This is a genomic window from Sphingobium sp., from assembly GCF_003248505.1.
Lineage (GTDB): Bacteria > Pseudomonadota > Alphaproteobacteria > Sphingomonadales > Sphingomonadaceae > Sphingobium.
This window is the reverse complement of record NZ_QFOA01000002.1, coordinates 40,606-57,348: the sequence shown is the minus strand read 5'-3', so window position 1 is coordinate 57,348 and position 16,743 is coordinate 40,606. Positions and strand designations below refer to the sequence as shown.

The window sequence follows — 16,743 nt, the reverse complement described above, 5'->3', positions numbered from 1 at the left end:
TATGGTAGGGCGAGCGCAACATGATCGAATTGCGTTCCCTTACAAAGCGCTTCCCGGACGGCACGACCGCGCTGCGTGACATCCACCTGACCGTTCGACAGGGCGGGATATTCGGCATCATCGGCCGTTCCGGTGCGGGCAAATCCACACTATTGCGCCTGATCAACGGCCTTGAACGCCCCAGCGAAGGCGAAGTGCTGATCGACGGTCAGCCTTTGGCCGCGATGGATCGCGCCGGGCTGCGCATTCTGCGGCGACGTGTCGGCATGATCTTTCAGTCGTTCGGTCTGATGGCCAACCGCACCATCGCGGGCAATGTCGCTTTGCCGCTCGAACTGGCGGGGGTTCCCCGGGGGGAGCGGGATGCGCGTGTCTCGGAACTGCTGGAGCGCGTAGGGCTGACCGACCGCGCGAACGCCTATCCCGCGCGCCTGTCGGGCGGCCAGCGCCAGCGTGTCGGCATCGCCCGCGCCCTGGCGACCCGGCCCGACATCCTGCTGTGTGACGAAGCGACCAGCGCGCTCGATCCCGAAACCACCCGGTCGGTGCTGGCGCTGCTGGCTGACCTCAATCGCGAAATGGGTCTGACCATCGTCCTCATCACTCACGAGATGGAGGTCGTTCGCGCGATCTGCGACCATGTTGCCGTGCTCGATCAGGGGGCGCTGGTGGAAGCCGGGCCGGTCGGCACGATCTTTTCAGGGTCGAGCGAAGCGGCCACGATGGCGCTGCTGGGGCAGGACGGGTGATGCAGGACGGCTTTTTCCAGAATATTTCCTGGCCCGACATCGCCCAGGCTACGGGCGATACGCTGCTGATGCTGGGCGGATCGCTTTTGCTGACGTTGCTGCTGGGGGTGCCGCTCGGCGTCCTGCTGTTCCTGACCGACGACGGGCAGATCGCCCAGAGCCGCGTCGCGAACCGCCTGCTCGGCATCGCGGTCAACATTCTGCGCTCCATTCCGTTCGTCATCCTGCTGATCGTGATGATCCCGCTGACGTTGCTGATCGTAGGAACGTCGCTCGGCGTCGCGGGAGCGATCCCGCCCCTGGTAGCGGGCGCTGCCCCCTTTTACGCGCGGCTGGTCGAGACCGCGCTGCGCGACATTCCGCGCTCCACGATCGAAGCGGCGCAAGCGATGGGCGCGACGCGAGGGCAGATCATAGGGAAAGTGCTCTTGCCCGAAGCGCTCCCCGGCCTCGTCTCCGGCGCGACCGTGACCGCCATCGCGCTCGTTTCCTTCACCGCCATGGCCGGGGTCGTGGGTGCCGGCGGCCTCGGCGATCTTGCCATTCGTTACGGATATCAGCGGTTCCAGGCGGACGTCATGCTTGTGACCGTCGCGCTGCTCGTGCTGCTGGTCCAACTCATTCAATGGTCCGGCGACTGGCTCGCCCGCCGGGTCGATCACCGATAGGAATCCCGATGAAACGCCGTGCCCTGCTGATCCTGCTGCCCGCTCTCTTCGTTGCCGCCTGCGGTGGCTCGACAAAGGACGCCTCGTCCGATCCCGCCACGCTGACGGTCGCCGCGACCGCCGTGCCGCACGCCGAAATCCTGGAGCATATCAAGCCCGCGCTGGCGAAGGAGGGCGTCAACCTCGATATCCGGGTATTCAACGATTATGTGCAGCCCAACCTTCAAGTGGAACAGGGCCAGATCAAGGTCAGCTATTTCCAGACCGGCCCTTACCTCAAGGAATTCAACGAGGCGCATCACACGCACCTCGTCCCCATCGCGGGCATCCATATCGAACCGCTAGGCGCCTATTCGCGCAAGTGGAAGGCGCTGGACCTGTTGCCGGTCGGCGCTGTCGTCGCCATCCCCAACGAGCCGAGCAATGGGGGCCGGGCGCTGCTGCTGTTGCAAAAGGCGGGCCTGGTGTCGCTGAAGGACCCGAAAAACCCGCTTTCCACGATCCGCGACGTGACCGCCAACCCCCGCAAGCTGGTGTTCCGCGAACTTGAGTCGGCAACCTTGCCGCGCACGCTGGACGAAGTCGATCTGGCGCTTATCAACACCAACTTCGCGCTGGACGCGAAGCTCAATCCCATCCGCGATGCGCTCGCCATTGAGGACAGCCGTTCGCCGTATATCAATTATGTCGTGGGTAGGGACGACGCCGCCAAGGATCCGCGTGTGCAGAAACTGGTCGCTGCGCTGCAGAGCGAGGATGTGAAGCGTTACATGGCCGATCATTACAAGGGCGCGGTGCTGCCCGCGTTCTGATCGGCGGGACCGCGCCCGGATGTCAGCGCTTCAGCGGCAACGAAAGTCCGGCAGCCACCAGCACGACTTCGTCCGCGATTGCGGCGATCTGTTGATTGAGCCATCCCGCTTCGTCGCGAAAACGGCGGGCAAGCGCGTTGTCCGGCACGATGCCCAGCCCCACCTCGTTCGCGATCAGCACCAGCGGCACGTGCGCCTCGCGCACTGCCTGTGCCAGCATCGCGCGTGCCTCTGACAGGTCGTGCCCGCCCAGCATGAGGTTGGACAGCCACAATGTCAGGCAATCGACCAGTACCGCGTCGGCGCGACGGGATGCAGCCGCGATCGCGGCGGCCAGGTCGACCGGGGCTTCGACGGTTTCCCAGCAAGAACCGCGGTCGGCCCGATGGCGTGCGATGCGATCGGCCATTTCATCGTCGCCCGCCTGCCCGGTGGCGATATAGATCAGCCTGCCTCCGATGGCTTCGCAGCGCGCCTGCGCGTAGCGGCTCTTGCCCGACCGTGCGCCGCCCAGCACCAGCAGCCGCGTCATCGCCCCGCCCCCTGTGCCAAGGCGACCAGCGCATCGATATCGACATGCTCCTCCAGCGCTGTGGCAAGCTGGTCGAGCGCGGTGTCCACTCGTTCGGCATGGTCCACCCCGTCGCTGCGCGCGCCGATCCGCCCCAACAGCGCATGACGCAGGGCTGGTCCGCTCAAAAGACCATGGCAATAAGTGCCGAGGACACGCCCGTCCCTGCTGATCGCCCCGTCGCTGCCACCGTCCCGTAAACGGGCGAAGGGCTGCGTGCAGTCCGGTCCGCTCGTTTCACCCAGATGCATCTCATACCCATCGAACGGAACATCCAGCGCGACACCGGCTACCTTGCGAAGCGCCTTGCGCGGGGTGAGTTCGGTTTTCACGTCGAGCAGGCCAAGGCCCGCAACACGGCCCGCAGCGCCCTCTATACCGAGGGGATCGGCGATCGTGCGCCCCAGCATCTGGTAACCGCCGCAGATGCCGAACACAGCCCCCCCCTGCCGGTGATGATGCAGAATGTCGATGTCCCAGCCCTGTTCGCGAACGAATGCGAGGTCGGCGATGGTGGCTTTAGAACCCGGTAGCAGGATCAGGTCCGCCTCCGGCGGAATGGACTGGCCAGGCGGCACCATCGCCAGCTCGACATCGGGTTCGTGCCGCAACGGGTCGAGATCGTCGAAATTGGCGATGCGTGGGAACATGGGGCAGGCAATCATCCTGCGCCCGGATCGTCCCGGCCGCACGCGGTCGAGCGCCACCGCGTCTTCGCTCGGCAGGGTGGCGACGCATGGCAGCCACGGAACCAGCCCCAGACCGCGCCAGCCAGAAAGGCGCTCTATCGCCGCGTAGCCATCGGCGAACAGGGCAGGATCGCCGCGAAACTTGTTGACGATGAAGCCCCGGATCATCGCGGCATCCTGCGGATCGATCACCGCACGCGTTCCGACCAGAGAGGCGATCACCCCGCCCCGGTCGATGTCGCCCACCAGCACGACCGGCAGGTCGGCCGCCCGCGCGAAGCCCATATTGGCGATATCGCCGTCCCGCAGGTTGATTTCGGCTGGCGACCCCGCTCCCTCGACCACGACGATATCGCAGCGAGCCTGCAAGCGCCGCCAGCTATCGAGAACCTCGGGCAGGAGGGTACGCCGGCCCTCCCGGAAGTTCGCCGCGCCCAGCCTGCCGCGCACCTTGCCATGCACGACCAGTTGGGATGTCCGGTCCGCCTCGGGCTTCAGCAGGACGGGGTTCATGTCGGTGTGGAGTTCGGCCCTGGCGGCGAGAGCCTGCAAGGCCTGCGCGCGCCCGATCTCTCCGCCGTCGGCGGTCACCGCCGCATTGTTCGACATGTTCTGAGGCTTGAACGGCAGGACACGCAGCCCCCGATTGGCAAGCGCGCGGCACAAACCCGCCACCAGCACCGACTTGCCGACATCGGACCCCGTCCCCTGCACCATCAGGCCAGCCATGCCACTCCTCCCGCCAGTCCCCAGCCCAGCGCGCAGGCACGATGATAGATCCGCCTAGCCCGCTCCATCGCGACCACATCCGCGTCGCCGCCTTCGCCGATCCACGGCTTGTTCGCAACCGCGCCTTCATAGCTGACCGGCCCCGCCAGTCTTATGCCCAGAACGCCCGCCATCGCCGCTTCGGGCCAGCCGGCGTTGGGGGAGGCATGGGCGCGGCGATACCGCCACCCGATGCGCCATCCGCCGGGGCCCGCAAGGCAGATCAGCAAAGCGGAAATTCGCGCGGGCAAGAAGTTCATGGCATCGTCCAGCCGCGCCGCGGCCCAACCGAAGTCACGCCACGGATCTTCCTTGTGGCCGATCAGGCTATCGGCGGTGTTGACCGCCTTCATCGCCCAAATGCCCGGCAACCCTGCTACCATCAGCCAAAACAGGGGCGCGACGACGCCGTCGCAAAAGCTTTCGGCAAGGCTTTCGATCCCGGCGCGGGCCACTCCGGCCTCATCCAGCGCTGCGGTATCGCGCCCGACGATCATGCCGACCGCCCGCCGCGCCCGGACCAGATCGCCTGCTTGAAGGGCCGAGACCACCGGGACGAAATGCTGGTCGAGGCTGCGCTGCGCCAGCGCGGGCCATGCCAGTATCGCAAGGGCGATCCACCGGGCCGCACCCGGCAACAGCCCGGCAGCCAGCGTCAGGAGGACGCCGCCCCCTCCCGCGATGGTGACCAGAACCGCCACGGTGAGAACTCCGCCGACCCGGCGTGCGCCGGCGCGCCACGTGCGCCGGTTCCACCGCTGTTCGCAGCGCGCAATGACCCTGGCGAACAGTCCGACCGGGTGGCCGATGCGCGCATGGAGCCAACGTGGCCAGCCGAGCGCCGCATCGATCGCCAGCGCTACCAGCGCAACCGGGTCAGCCAAGTGCCGCCTCCAGCCGATCGAGCGCCCGGTCGTCCGCCGGCAGGCCGATGCGCAACAGATCGGGATGGTTGGCGAAGGGCCGGGCCAGAATCCTGTGCCGGGCGAGCGGCTCGAACAAGGCACCCGCACCGGGCGCGGCGACGAGGCGAAATAGCGGGCAGGCCCCTTGGGGAGTCAGCCCGTGCCGAACCAGCACGGCGTCCAGAGCCGCAGCCCGGCGGGGGAGGTCGCGGCGGGTCGCGGCGATCCACGCCGCGTCGGCATAAGCAGCGCTTCCGAACGCCAGCGCCGCCGCATGGAGCGGCCAGTCGCCCAATGCTTGCCGCACGCCCGCCAATATCGCAGGCGGCGCGATCACGAAGCCGAGCCGCAGCCCGGCGAGGCCGAAGAATTTCCCGAACGATCGCAACGCGATCAACCGCCGCTGCGTGCAGACATCGGCAGCGATGCTCCAGCCGGGATCGCAGTCGGCAAAGGCTTCATCGACGACCAGCCAGCCGCCATGCCGCTCCTGATGGTCGAGAAGCGCGAGCAGGTCGTCGCGCGCGAACAGTTTCCCATCGGGATTGTTGGGATTGCCCAGCACCAGCGCGGTGGCGCGGGCGGGCAACGCCAGCGGATCGGCCAACATGTTCCTTTGCGCGAAAGCGGCGCGATAGGTGCCGTAGGCCAGAGACTGATGCAGGCCAGGCAGATCGAGCAGGGGCGCCAACAGCCGCAACCCGGTTTCGCTGCCGGGCACGGCGACGCACAATGCGGGATCGCAGCCGAAATAGCGGGCCGCCATCTGTTCGAGCTGTGTCAGCGCATTGGCATCGGGCAGGCACCGCCAATCGATGGCAAGCGGTTCGGCCGGTCGCCAGCCATTCGGGTTGATGCCGGTGGAGAGGTCGATCCATTCCTCGGGACGCCCGCCGAAACGGTCGCAAGCTTCGCGAAGCCGCCCGCCATGATGGGCAAAGCCCGCCGTCATCGAGCCAGCACCAGTGCCAGCAGCGCGGCGGTTTCGACAAGTTCGATCCCCGCGCCATGCCCATCGCCCGAAATACCCCCGATCCGCGCCCGCAGCCACAGCGGCCAGAGGCCGAGGACCGGCACCGCCACCAGCAGCAGCGGCGCTATCGCCATCGCGCAAAGGCCCCATGCGAGAAGCCACACGATCGGTACCGGCAGAGTCGCGCCTTGTCGAAACATAGTGCCCAATCCTTCATGCAGCGGCGGCAGCCAGCGCGCCCAAAGGATCGGGCCGATTCGCGCCAGTATCGGCACGAGGGCGAGGGCCGCGAACATGCCCGCTTTCAGCACCAGCCCTGCCAGCACGAACTTCGCCAGGATTTGCAGCGCGATGGCTGTCACGCCGAAGCTGCCGAGATGCGGGTCGGCAAGCACTTCGCGCACGCGCTTCGGGTCGCCATGCGCCGCGCCCGCCGCATCGGCCATGTCGCCAAGCCCGTCGAGATGCAGCGCCCCGGTCAGGCCCACCCAGGTCGCCACGGCCAGCATCGCACCGAGCGCCGGATCGCGCTGCACGCCCAGCCATCCGGCGGCCACGATACCTGCCCCCACGACCGCACCCGCCAACGGAAACCAGCGGATCGCCCTGCCGAAATCCTCCGGGGTGGCAGCGATGGACGGCAGCGGGAGGCGCGTCATGAACTGGAGAGCGAGGATCGCGCTTTTCATCCCGGCAACCGAACGCGAAGACCGACGATCTGCCCCGAAAGCGGCGTTGTCGGCCAGATCCGCATACTCAGCAGCGCTGCGTAGGGAAGGTCGAGCGCCCATACCTGCCGACAGTCCAAGCCGGTGAGCACGGCGATGGCCGCCCGCATCGCTCCGCCATGCGTCACCACCAGCGTATCGGGCGGCAAAGCGGCCAATGCCTGCCCGACCCGCGCGACGAGGGCCGACCAACGCTCACCGCCCGGCGGCGGGTTGGTGTCCGGATCGTCCCAGAACCGTGCGAGCGCATCGGCATCCATCTGCCCTGGCGCAGCCCCGTCCCATGACCCGAAATCCAGTTCGCGCCACCGGCTGTCGACCGTGACGGCAAGCCCCCGCGCCTGCGCGAGACTGTCCGCTCCGGCCCGGGCACGGCGCAGATCGGAACTGACGACCACGCCGATCGGGATATCGTCCGGCACGGCTCCCGCCAGTCCTCCGTCCGGGGCGGCAGGGGGTTCGTCACCATGGCCGTGCAGCAGGCCGGGGCGCAAGGGCGGACCGTGGCGCAGCAAATGGATCAGCCGTCCGCTCATATCGCCTGCGTCACGGCGGCCTGTGCGAATGTCGCCATGCCGTTGTGGGTGGCAAGCGCCGCGCGCACCAGATGCACGGCCACCGCCGCGCCCGACCCTTCACCCAGCCGCATGCCCAGCTGCAACAAGGGGGACAGCCCGAAATGGCCGAGCAGCCGCGTATGCCCTTGTTCAGCCGAGCAATGACCGGCAAGGCAATGGTCCAGGAACCCGTCCTGCGCGACGACCAGCGGCGCGACGCTGGCGCAGCAGATAAACCCGTCGAGCATGACCGGCACCCGTTGCAACCGCGCGGCGAGGATGGCGCCCGCCATCGCCGCAATTTCACGCCCGCCCAGGCGGCGCAGCGTTTCGAAGGGCGTAGTGCAATAAGGACCGTGCTGCGCCATGGCCGCGTCAACCGCCGCGATCTTGCGCGCAACGCCCATGTCGTCCACCCCGCTGCCGCGCCCACACCAGTCCTGCGCCGCACCGCCAAAGGCATTGAGGCATAGCGCCGCAGCCGGCGTGGTATTGGCGATGCCCATTTCGCCGACTATGAGCAGTTGGGTGTCGTGCGCGACCGCCGCCGCCCCGGCATTGAGCGCGTCGAGGCACTCTTGGGGCGACATGGCGGCTTCCCGCGTGATGTCGCCGGTCGGTCGATCCAGATCGAGCGCCACCACCGAGAGCGACGCGCCGCAAATGTGCGCCAGCTGATTGACGGCCGCGCCGCCCTCTTGAAAGTTGGCGACCATCTGGGCCGTCACCTCGACGGGAAAAGCGCTGACGCCCTGCCCCGCCACGCCATGGTTGCCGGCGAAGATCGCAATGTGAATCCGGTCCAGCGCTGGCATCGCGGTGCCCTGCCAGCCGCAGATGAAGGCAGCGATATCCTCCAGCCGACCCAATGAACCGGCAGGCTTGGTCAGACTGGCCTGCCGTTCGCGCGCCAGCCTGACCCAAGCAGGATCGGACAAGGGGAGTCTTTCCAGAGCATGGGCAAACGCCCGTTCGTCGTCGAAGCGGATCACGTGCATACAAACCCATCCGGTGGCGTGCGGGTGATGAAATGTCCCCGTACCCCCTGCGGCCACTGTGCATAAGGCACCGTACCTTCGGCGCTGTCGGCATGCAGCGCCGCATACTCCAGGATCGCGCGCGCCGCTTCCGCCCCCGGTTCGAACCGACCGAGCACATAGCCGACCTTGCCCGGGGCGCGCACATGGACAGTGCAATGGCTCTGGCAGGCGAACAGGCACGCCATTTCCTGCACCTGCACGCGCTGAAGGCGCGGTTCGGCCTGTTGCGCGTCGCGCATTGCCTGCGCCAGCAGCGCGCCGCCGCGACGACCCTCCGCGTCTTCGCGCAGCTCGGACGAAAGGCGGCAGGTGGAGCACACCACCACCGCCGGACCCGGCTCCACCGCGCGCAACATCAGAAGCGGCTCCGAATGCCGAGATAGACCGTGCGTCCCAACGCACCGTAGCCGCCCGCCGTCTCGTATCGCTTGTCGGCCAGGTTTTCGACACGTCCGTGTACGGTCAGCCCCTGCGCAAGGCGCCATTGTGCGCGCAGATCGACCAGCCAGTAATCCGGCAACTCCGCCGCATTGCCTGCCCGATCGAACGTCCTGCCCGAATACCGCGCGGCTACGCTGGCGCGCAATCCCTGCGGCAGATCGACGCCGCCCTCCACATTGGCCAGATGCCGGGGCACGCGAGCCAGTTGCCGCCCGAAGTCGCTGCTGCCCGAGGATCGATCCTCGGAGGCGATCCAGCTATAGTTGCCGGACGCGAAAAGGACGCCCACCTGCGCACGCCCTGCCAGTTCGACGCCCTTCGCGCGCGCCTTGCGCACATTGGCGTAATAACCGAACCGGCTGGTGGTCGTGCCGGGAATGAAACAAGCCGCGGGCAAGGTGCCGACAGTCGGACAATTAGCGAAATCGATGAGATTTTCGGTGTCCCGTTCGAACCATGTCGCGGACGCGTGGAAGGCGTCGCCCAATGCGTGTTCGGCCCCGACCGACCAGCCTTTCGCTTTTTCCGGCTGAAGCGATGCCGAGCCGTAGATGCTGAATAGCTGGTAGAGCGACGGTGCCTTGAACCCTTCGTCATAGCTGGCGCGGATCACCGTGCGACCGGCGTTGGGCGTATAGACCGCTCCGCCGGTGAACACCGTGTTTCCGCCAAAGCGGGACTGGTCGTCATGGCGCACCCCGCCATTGACGGTAAAGCCTTCGAACGGGGTGACGCGCAGTTCGGCATAGACACTGTTGGTGTCGGCGCTTTGCGGCACCAGAGCATAAGGAACCCTGTTGTTACCGGGCGACGCGGTGGTCATCCGCTGCTCCTCCCGCTCGGCCCCGAACACCGCCTGCAACATATCGGAGACCCTAAGCGTCCCCTGATATTCGAAGCGGCGCACGCGGCCATGCGCGTCGAAGTTCAGGGGGCGGATCGCACGGGCAGGATCGTAATTCTCCCGGTCCGTTTCGGTCTGAAGCACCGCGAACCGGTTGGCAAGGCGACCGTCGAACAGAGCGAGGTTGACGCCCGCATAGCCGGTCCATTCCGTCGTCAGGCCATAGGCCCGCGAATCGCCTGACGTACCGTCGAATTCGTTCCGGGCGTCGGCCCAATAGCCCCGCAAATCCACCGAAAGATTTGGCGCAAGCTTGAGCGTCGCCGTGCCGCTGGCCGATTTGCGGCGATAGCCGTCCGCTTCGGTGCCGTTGCTGCGTGCCGAAATGCCGTCTGTGGCGAACGTCGATCCAGACACGCGCCAGTCGAGCAGAGGTCCGGTGCCGCCGATCCCGGCCTGGGCGTTGACGGTGGAATGCGTGCCCGCTTCGACCGCCATGCTCCCTTCCAGCGGCTGCTCGGCCCGGCGGGTCAGCACGTTGACGACCCCACCGATGGCGTCGCTGCCCCACAGGATCGATTGCGGCCCACGCAGGATTTCGACGCGTTCGATGTCGTCGATCAACAGGTTCGAGAAGGAGTATCCGCCCCCCGTCGCCGACGGATCGGAAATCCGTACGCCGTCGATCACCATGACCGTTTGCGAAGCGTCCGCGCCCCGGATGCGAAGGGAAGTGGTCGTGCCGAACCCGCCGTTGCGGCTGAGGCTGATTCCCGGCGTGCGCAGCAGCAGATCGGTGAGCGCTATGGGTTGCTGCGCCCGGATTTCCCGTTCATCGAGCACGGTGACGGTCGCAGATACACGGGTCTGTTCGACGGGGCTGCGTAGCGCCGTAACGACGATAGACGGATCGGGCGCGTCGGCAGGCGCAGCCTCCTCCGCAAGCGCGGGAGACGAGAGGAGAGCAAGCATGGCAACGAGAGAAAGACTGACAGGACGCATGGTGCGGTTCCCCCCTGACGAACGGCGTTGACCTGCCGTCACGCCCCGCGAAAGAAGCGCGCGCCAAGGACTGTGCCCCTGACGGGACCAGACGAGACATCGCTTCCCGCGCGGGACATCCCGGCCGGCGGTGGCTGTCGTTTCGCGAGGGATATTGCCGACTTCGTTTAAGAAGGCGGCAACCTCGAACGTTCGGTGCACCCTGCCCGAACGAAGAACGACGGCGTCAGGCAGGTCTCCTGGCTCACGGGTCAGGGCCGGTCCGGACGCCTTCTCAGGATCGTGAAATCCCAATGGCTTAGTAGCCGGTCGGCTCGCCGCTTACAGTTGCAGGGGCAGCCGGGGTTTTACACCCCGTTCCCTCTTGATCCCCTTTCGGGGAACCTGTCGCTGGAAGCGGCAAGTAACGGCGCGTCCAGCGCGCGGCAAGTACCAATAGTTGCGCATGGCGAAGACTTCGCATAACGATGCGCCCGCAACAGGTGCTCGAAGGAGCTTAATCGGGAAGTCCGGGCGATGGCAGCCAGCCATCCTATCCGGCGCTGCTCCCGCAACTGTGACCGGTGAGCGCGTCGCCACTATGCCATTGGGCTTTGTCCCCGAGAAGGCGGCGACAGGCGCGACGATCCGGTAAGTCAGGAAACCGGCCTGTTGCGGTCGTTTCTCTGCGCGGGCGGGATGTACCGGGCGGACGAAGGCACATCCTTCGCGGACGACACGATGATGCGTTGTTGTCGAAGGGAGCCTTGAAATGACCAGCATCTAAGATCGCAAAAGTGCGCCCATAAGGATGCGCATCGCACTCCCTCGCGCGCTCCGCATGACGGGGTGTCGCTAATTCTTCCGCCCCCCCCGTCAGGAGGCCTCCCATGATCCGCCATTCGCGTTTCGATCTCGCCCTGTTCGGCGTGCTCGCTCTCGTCATGCTCGTCACCCGCACCCATTCCCTCAGCGACGTGGTGCACCTGCCCAACACCAGCCTCGCCAGCTTCTTCGTACTGGGTTTCCTCGTGCGCCGCGCCATGGCCTTTACAGGCCTTTTCCTGCTGGCGGTCGGCATCGATCTGATCGTGATCGGCTGGCTCGGTCATTCGAGCTACTGCTTCACGCCGGCCTACTGGATGCTGCTGCCTGCCTATGGCACGATGTGGATTGCCGGGCGGTTGGGTGCCGAAAAGATCGGCATTGCGCCCTCCGCGTTGCCGATGCTGCTCCTTATCCTGGTAGCAGCGACGCTGGTGTCGCAACTGTTTTCGAGCGGGGGATTCTACTTCCTTGGTGGACGTTCAGCCGATCCTTCGCTGGCAGGCTTCATCCCCCGCCTCGCCCGCTACTTCCCGCCCAACCTCTACGCTACCCTGCTATGGAGCGGCGTCGCCGCCGTCGCCTATGCCCTGCTGGCCGCGACGCGGCCCGCCATGCTTGCCCGAGCGCCCGAATGAGCGCGAGCTAGGACGCCCATCGCAAGAGCGCTAAAAAACGCAAGACCGTCGTCAATGCCAAGATCGCCGCAGCCACATGCGACAAGGGATTGCTGCTAGTCCTGACCAGTAACGGCAAGGGCAAATCCCTAAGCGCCTTCGGCATGGTGGCGTGAACGGTGGGCTACGGTCGAAAGGTAGCGGTGTTCCAGTTCATCGAGGGGCATCGGGACGGGGCAAGACCATGGTCACGGCAGCGCTCGCCCGTCGCCACCGGCAGGCCGGGCGGCGCGTGCGCGTGTTCAAATGCGGGCCCGACTTCGTCGATCCGATGATCCTCGAACGCGCAAGTGGCGCGTCGATGCCGACTTGCCCGGAGGCACGCTGCGCGGCCACAGTCTTCACTATTCCACTCTCGCAACGCCGCATGCGCCGCAATGGCATTCGACGGGCAAGAATGGCACGGCGGGGGAGGCGATCTATCGCTCCGGCCCGCTATGGCGAGCTATGTCGACGGTTACGTGCCAACCGCTCCTTCCGCCATCGCCGCGGTACTCGGTTCAAATATTTGGCAAAATTTCGAGTGACCCCGTACTTACCACGCGAGCCCTCAAGAATTGACATGCCTGCATCGATATCCGGGAGATCGACAACCTATAGATGCCGGACATACGCGAACCGTATGCCGACAATCAATGGGGCATAGAGATCATCCAAATCCTCGAGTGACAATGGATGAAATCAGCCTATATCCGAGCTTTCATCATATGAGGGCCGCAAGTCATGAACGATACCGACGATAATCAACATAACGAACTGCTCGTGACACTCACCGCCGATATCGTCGCTTCCCATGTCAGCGCGAACTCCGTTGCCGTAGGGGACGTCGCAACCCTGATTGCCAATGTGCACGCAGCGCTTGCAGGACTGAACAAGGCTCCCGAGCCTGTCGATGAAAAACCCAAGGGGGCAGTTTCCGTCCGCGCGTCCGTCAAGCCCGACCATCTTGTCAGCATGATCGACGGCAAGCCCTACAAGATGCTGCGGCGGCATCTGGCGCAAAATGGATATACGCCGGAAAGCTACCGGGAGACCTTCGGTCTTCCTCGCGATTACCCCATGGTTGCAGCAAGCTATACCGAGCAACGCCGCGACCTTGCGAAAAAGATCGGATTGGGCCGCAAGCCCGGAACCAAGACCAAGGTCCCCGCTCCCAAGGGGCGCGCCAAAAAGGCCGTCGATCCGGCTGCGTCCGAATAAGACGCATCGTAGCATTATCGATAGTCCAAACGACCGGCGCGGCTCATTGGCTGCGCCGGTCGTTTCAGATAGGCATATGGCGAGCAAAAGTAAGCCGGAGATTCGGACGATACTGCCTCGCTGCTATCAGAGGCGCATGACAACCGCCCCGGCGTACCCGTAGGTTTTTGGACCGACCTTCGATGAAGGATTCGACCGGCCGTAATCCGATCATTCCTATAGCGGCTTACCGCGATCACCACGCGTCGATCCGCCCGGGGCGGCAATCGCCTCCGTCCCCTTTTTGTCGCATAACTCTGATTCAATGGCCTTGGAGGCCAACCGCCCGTTGACAAAAAAAGGCCGGCGTTTCCGCCGGCCCGTAAATAAACCTGACGCGCTTCGTCAGAAGTTAGCGCGGATACCGGCGAGTACAGTACGACCCGGATAATAGACCGAGTAAGGCGCACTATCATATTCGAAGTTGGTGCGGATCGGCTCGTTGGTGATGTTGAGTGCATCGAGCGTCAATCGCAGCGCTTTGTTGAAGAACGGCAACTGATACCCAGCCGACATATCGAACTGCCCGCGCGCCTTGGACCGCAGGGAGGCGTTCTGGATGCCATTCTGCGGACGATTCACCGCGATCGCATCGTCGTTCCACACATAATTCAGACTGATCGAAAGGCCGTCATTTTCATAGAAACCCTGAAGGTTGTACGAATATTTGGACACACCGGTCGCAACCAGACCCGAAGAGGACGACTGATCGAGATACGTACCGTTGGCCGAGAAACCGATCCCCTTCACCAGGAAGTCGAGCGGCTGCACCCACGTCACTTCCAGCCCCTTGATCTTGAGATCGGAGAGGTTGATCGGGCGGTTGACCGTAACGGGCAGGTTGGCGACCGGCACGCCGGTCTGCAACGACCGGTCGTTAAGCGCGTTCTGCTGCGTTGCGATCAGGCTTTCGAACGGAATATTGAGCGAACCGAATGTCACTTCCTGCGACCGCGTCACGGTGAAGCCCTGGATGTTCTTCATAAAGGCCGAGACACCGACATAGCCGATGCCGCCGGTGTAGATTTCACCGCCGATATCGTAGTTGTCAGACGTATAGGGCTTGAGATCGGGATTACCCGCGCTCGCCACCAGCGCCGACGGATCGGAGAAAGTAACACCCGGCAGGATCTGGCTAGCGTCGGGCCGCGTCATCGTCCGCGACGCCGAAGCGCGGAGCTTTACATTGTCCATCACATCGTAGGTGAGGTTGATCGACGGCAGGAAGTTTTCGTATGTGGACTGCGACGTGATATCGACGATGGTCGTGCCGATCTGGCTGGGTCCAACCACGAACTGCTTGGTGTGGGCGTAACGCATACCTGTGTTGATGTGCAGGTCGCGACCGGCAATCGTCGTTACGCCGTTCAGCTCGAAATAGGCACCAATGACCTTTTCATCCATATCGCCGGTCGCGCCGCCGGTGACGGCTCCACGTGTTTCCGGCGCGCCATCGCGGAAGCTGGCATAGTTGGTTGCCTGCTGGATCGCACCGAAGTCCGGGCGAATGAACTGAGTGAGACCGATATTGCCGCTCGCCAGATGACCGAAATTGGTTGTCGTTCCGGGAGTGAGGAAGCCGGGGATCGCGCTGGTCGGGATCGATCCGGTTGCGCCCGTGCACCCCGCGCCGCAAACCGACAGCTGATAGGCCGGGCTGTTGTCATAGGCGCGAATGGTGCGCTGGGCCCGATCATAGGCCGCGCCGACTTTCACGTTGAACATATCGTCGCCGTACATGACGTCCAGATGCGCACCGCGGGTTTCGGTCGTGCGGCGTACCAGTGCGACGTTCTGGCGATACCATTCCCACAATCCGTTGTTCGGATTGTTGAGATCGACGTTGGTGGTAATCGCTGGATAATCGCCCTGCCCGGTATTGTCGAAATAAACGTCGACGCCCGACTGAGGCCGGGTCTGGAATGCCCAGGTCGGCTGTTCGCGGAAGAAGCGGCTCTTCGACCAGTTAGCGCTCAAATCGACCTTCAACATGTCGCTCGGCTTCCAGCTTACGCTGGGGTTGACGTTCCAGAAACGAGTGGTCTGCTTGAACTGGCTGGCTTCGAGGAAGAAGGACGAATTGGCGAAAGTGCCGTTGGTGACGACGCCGTTATCGTCCAGCGTCAGGCCGATGGGGATCATGCCGCCGGTCGATTGCGCGCTGGTGCCGGGGCCGGAATTCCGGACCTGCCAGTTCATGATCAGACGGTCATAATTGCGCTTGGACTTCGCCCAAAGGCCGTCGAGCGCGAAATGCAATTCGTCGCTGGGCCGCCATTCGAGCGCGGCCAGCGCCGAGATGCGGGAGCGATCGCCCTCGGTCAGAGCCTGACGACCGAGACGTGGGATCAACGCGGTGCTGAGCTGGCTGCGCGTCAGCCCCGAAGTTGCGACCACGTCGACCGGCTGCCCGGCAACAAGGCCATGCCCTGCATTACGCGGAACGACCGAGGCATAGCTGAAATTGTTGCCGCCCGGATCGCCGACGCCCAGATTACCGTCGGTCCAGCCCAGCGTTTCGAAGCCGTCGACGCGCGTCTTGGTCTTGACGCCAGCCACACCGAGAAGAATGCCGAACGTGTCTGTCGTATGGCTGGCGACGATTGCGCCGCGCGGGGAAATCTTGTCGTTGCTGTCGGTATATTGTCCCTGGGCGACGACCGTCACGTGCGTGCCGGGCTTATCGAAGGGACGCGCGTTGCGCAGGTTCACCGTACCCGCGATGCCGCCTTCAAGGGTCGAGGGCGACGGGCTTTTGGCGAGATCCAGCCGGGTGAACAGTTCGGACGGGAAGAAGTCCAGATCGACTTCACGGTTCGCGCTGCCACCGTTTGTGCCGCCGTCGGAAGCAACCTGAAGTTGCGATCCATTCAAGAGAACGCGCGTGAAGCTTGGGCCGAGACCACGGATGGCAACCTGCGTGCCTTCGCCGTTGATATCACGGTTAAGGCGGACGCCCGGCATACGATTGAGGGTTTCGGCAAGGTTCGTGGCAGGCAGCTTGCCGATATCTTCAGCGAAAATCGAATCGCCGAACGCAACCGCGTCCTTCTTGGCATTGGTCGCACTTTGCAGCGAACCACGGATGCCGGTCACGACGATATCGGCGACATCGCCGTCCTGCGGCGAAGCCGTTTGCGCTGCGTCCTGAGCAAAAACAAGCGACGACGCAGACAGTGTCCCGATCGCGGATGCCGCAAAAAGCGCGGCGCGAACATAACGTTGGCGCGAAAACATGAAGAACCCCTCTCCTGAACGCTTTCCCGATACATCGGG

Annotated in this window: 16 protein-coding genes and 2 riboswitches; of the genes, 6 read left to right on the top strand and 10 right to left on the bottom strand. The window is 64.7% G+C overall.

Going from position 1 to position 16,743, the window contains the following annotated elements:
- The first annotated feature begins 20 nt into the window (after positions 1 to 20).
- From DI606_RS01340 to DI606_RS01330, 3 genes are read left to right on the top strand one after another with little or no spacing between them, the layout of a single operon-like run.
- Entirely contained in the window at positions 21 to 749 is a 729-nt protein-coding gene (locus DI606_RS01340) for a methionine ABC transporter ATP-binding protein (protein ID WP_293979182.1), read from the top strand.
- Entirely contained in the window at positions 749 to 1,417 is a 669-nt protein-coding gene (locus tag DI606_RS01335; protein ID WP_293979181.1) for a methionine ABC transporter permease, read from the top strand. The genes DI606_RS01340 and DI606_RS01335 overlap by 1 nt, the downstream gene beginning before the upstream one ends.
- 8 nt (positions 1,418 to 1,425) lie before the next feature.
- Complete coding sequence (locus DI606_RS01330) at positions 1,426 to 2,229, top strand: MetQ/NlpA family ABC transporter substrate-binding protein (protein WP_293979179.1); 804 nt, start codon at positions 1,426 to 1,428, stop codon at positions 2,227 to 2,229.
- 22 nt (positions 2,230 to 2,251) lie between these two features.
- Here the strand turns inward: DI606_RS01330 and cobU are convergent, their stop codons facing one another.
- From cobU to DI606_RS01285, 9 genes are read right to left on the bottom strand one after another with little or no spacing between them, the layout of a single operon-like run.
- Positions 2,252 to 2,761: a bifunctional adenosylcobinamide kinase/adenosylcobinamide-phosphate guanylyltransferase gene (cobU, locus tag DI606_RS01325; RefSeq protein WP_293979178.1), complete on the bottom strand. Its 510-nt coding sequence runs from the start codon at positions 2,759 to 2,761 to the stop codon at positions 2,252 to 2,254.
- Complete coding sequence (locus DI606_RS01320; protein ID WP_293979177.1) at positions 2,758 to 4,218, bottom strand: cobyric acid synthase; 1,461 nt, start codon at positions 4,216 to 4,218, stop codon at positions 2,758 to 2,760. Before DI606_RS01320 ends, cobU begins: the two co-directional genes overlap by 4 nt.
- The gene (gene cbiB / locus DI606_RS01315; RefSeq protein ID WP_293979175.1) at positions 4,206 to 5,141 is read right to left on the bottom strand and encodes an adenosylcobinamide-phosphate synthase CbiB; all 936 of its coding nucleotides are present in this window, start codon (positions 5,139 to 5,141) and stop codon (positions 4,206 to 4,208) included. Before cbiB ends, DI606_RS01320 begins: the two co-directional genes overlap by 13 nt.
- Positions 5,134 to 6,114 (bottom strand): aminotransferase class I/II-fold pyridoxal phosphate-dependent enzyme, encoded by a 981-nt coding sequence (locus DI606_RS01310; RefSeq protein WP_293979174.1) that lies wholly within the window; start codon positions 6,112 to 6,114, stop codon positions 5,134 to 5,136. The genes cbiB and DI606_RS01310 overlap by 8 nt, the downstream gene beginning before the upstream one ends.
- Positions 6,111 to 6,824, bottom strand: a complete 714-nt coding sequence (gene cobS / locus DI606_RS01305; protein ID WP_293979173.1) for an adenosylcobinamide-GDP ribazoletransferase — start codon at positions 6,822 to 6,824, stop codon at positions 6,111 to 6,113. The genes DI606_RS01310 and cobS overlap by 4 nt, the downstream gene beginning before the upstream one ends.
- On the bottom strand, positions 6,821 to 7,399 hold the full coding sequence (locus tag DI606_RS01300; protein ID WP_293979171.1) for a histidine phosphatase family protein: 579 nt from the start codon (positions 7,397 to 7,399) through the stop codon (positions 6,821 to 6,823). The genes cobS and DI606_RS01300 overlap by 4 nt, the downstream gene beginning before the upstream one ends.
- Positions 7,396 to 8,412 (bottom strand): nicotinate-nucleotide--dimethylbenzimidazole phosphoribosyltransferase, encoded by a 1,017-nt coding sequence (gene cobT / locus DI606_RS01295; RefSeq protein ID WP_293979336.1) that lies wholly within the window; start codon positions 8,410 to 8,412, stop codon positions 7,396 to 7,398. Before cobT ends, DI606_RS01300 begins: the two co-directional genes overlap by 4 nt.
- Positions 8,409 to 8,816: a DUF1636 domain-containing protein gene (locus DI606_RS01290; RefSeq protein WP_293979170.1), complete on the bottom strand. Its 408-nt coding sequence runs from the start codon at positions 8,814 to 8,816 to the stop codon at positions 8,409 to 8,411. The genes cobT and DI606_RS01290 overlap by 4 nt, the downstream gene beginning before the upstream one ends.
- Complete coding sequence (locus DI606_RS01285) at positions 8,816 to 10,747, bottom strand: TonB-dependent siderophore receptor (RefSeq protein ID WP_293979169.1); 1,932 nt, start codon at positions 10,745 to 10,747, stop codon at positions 8,816 to 8,818. Before DI606_RS01285 ends, DI606_RS01290 begins: the two co-directional genes overlap by 1 nt.
- A 211-nt stretch (positions 10,748 to 10,958) precedes the next feature.
- A riboswitch (cobalamin riboswitch) is annotated at positions 10,959 to 11,150 on the bottom strand.
- 60 nt (positions 11,151 to 11,210) lie between these two features.
- Positions 11,211 to 11,414, top strand: a riboswitch (cobalamin riboswitch).
- Positions 11,415 to 11,616: 202 nt separating this feature from the next.
- Between DI606_RS01285 and DI606_RS01280 the strand changes: the two genes are divergently transcribed.
- From DI606_RS01280 to DI606_RS01270, 3 genes are all read left to right on the top strand, one after another.
- A complete protein-coding gene (locus tag DI606_RS01280; RefSeq protein ID WP_293979167.1) occupies positions 11,617 to 12,189 on the top strand; it encodes a hypothetical protein in 573 nt (190 codons plus the stop codon).
- 151 nt (positions 12,190 to 12,340) lie between these two features.
- Positions 12,341 to 12,874: a hypothetical protein gene (locus tag DI606_RS01275; protein ID WP_293979165.1), complete on the top strand. Its 534-nt coding sequence runs from the start codon at positions 12,341 to 12,343 to the stop codon at positions 12,872 to 12,874.
- 77 nt (positions 12,875 to 12,951) lie between these two features.
- Complete coding sequence (locus DI606_RS01270; protein ID WP_293979163.1) at positions 12,952 to 13,428, top strand: MucR family transcriptional regulator; 477 nt, start codon at positions 12,952 to 12,954, stop codon at positions 13,426 to 13,428.
- Positions 13,429 to 13,812: 384 nt separating this feature from the next.
- On the opposite strand, the gene DI606_RS01265 is transcribed toward DI606_RS01270, so the two are convergent.
- Complete coding sequence (locus tag DI606_RS01265; RefSeq protein ID WP_293979161.1) at positions 13,813 to 16,704, bottom strand: TonB-dependent receptor; 2,892 nt, start codon at positions 16,702 to 16,704, stop codon at positions 13,813 to 13,815.
- Between the last annotated feature and the right edge of the window lie 39 nt (positions 16,705 to 16,743).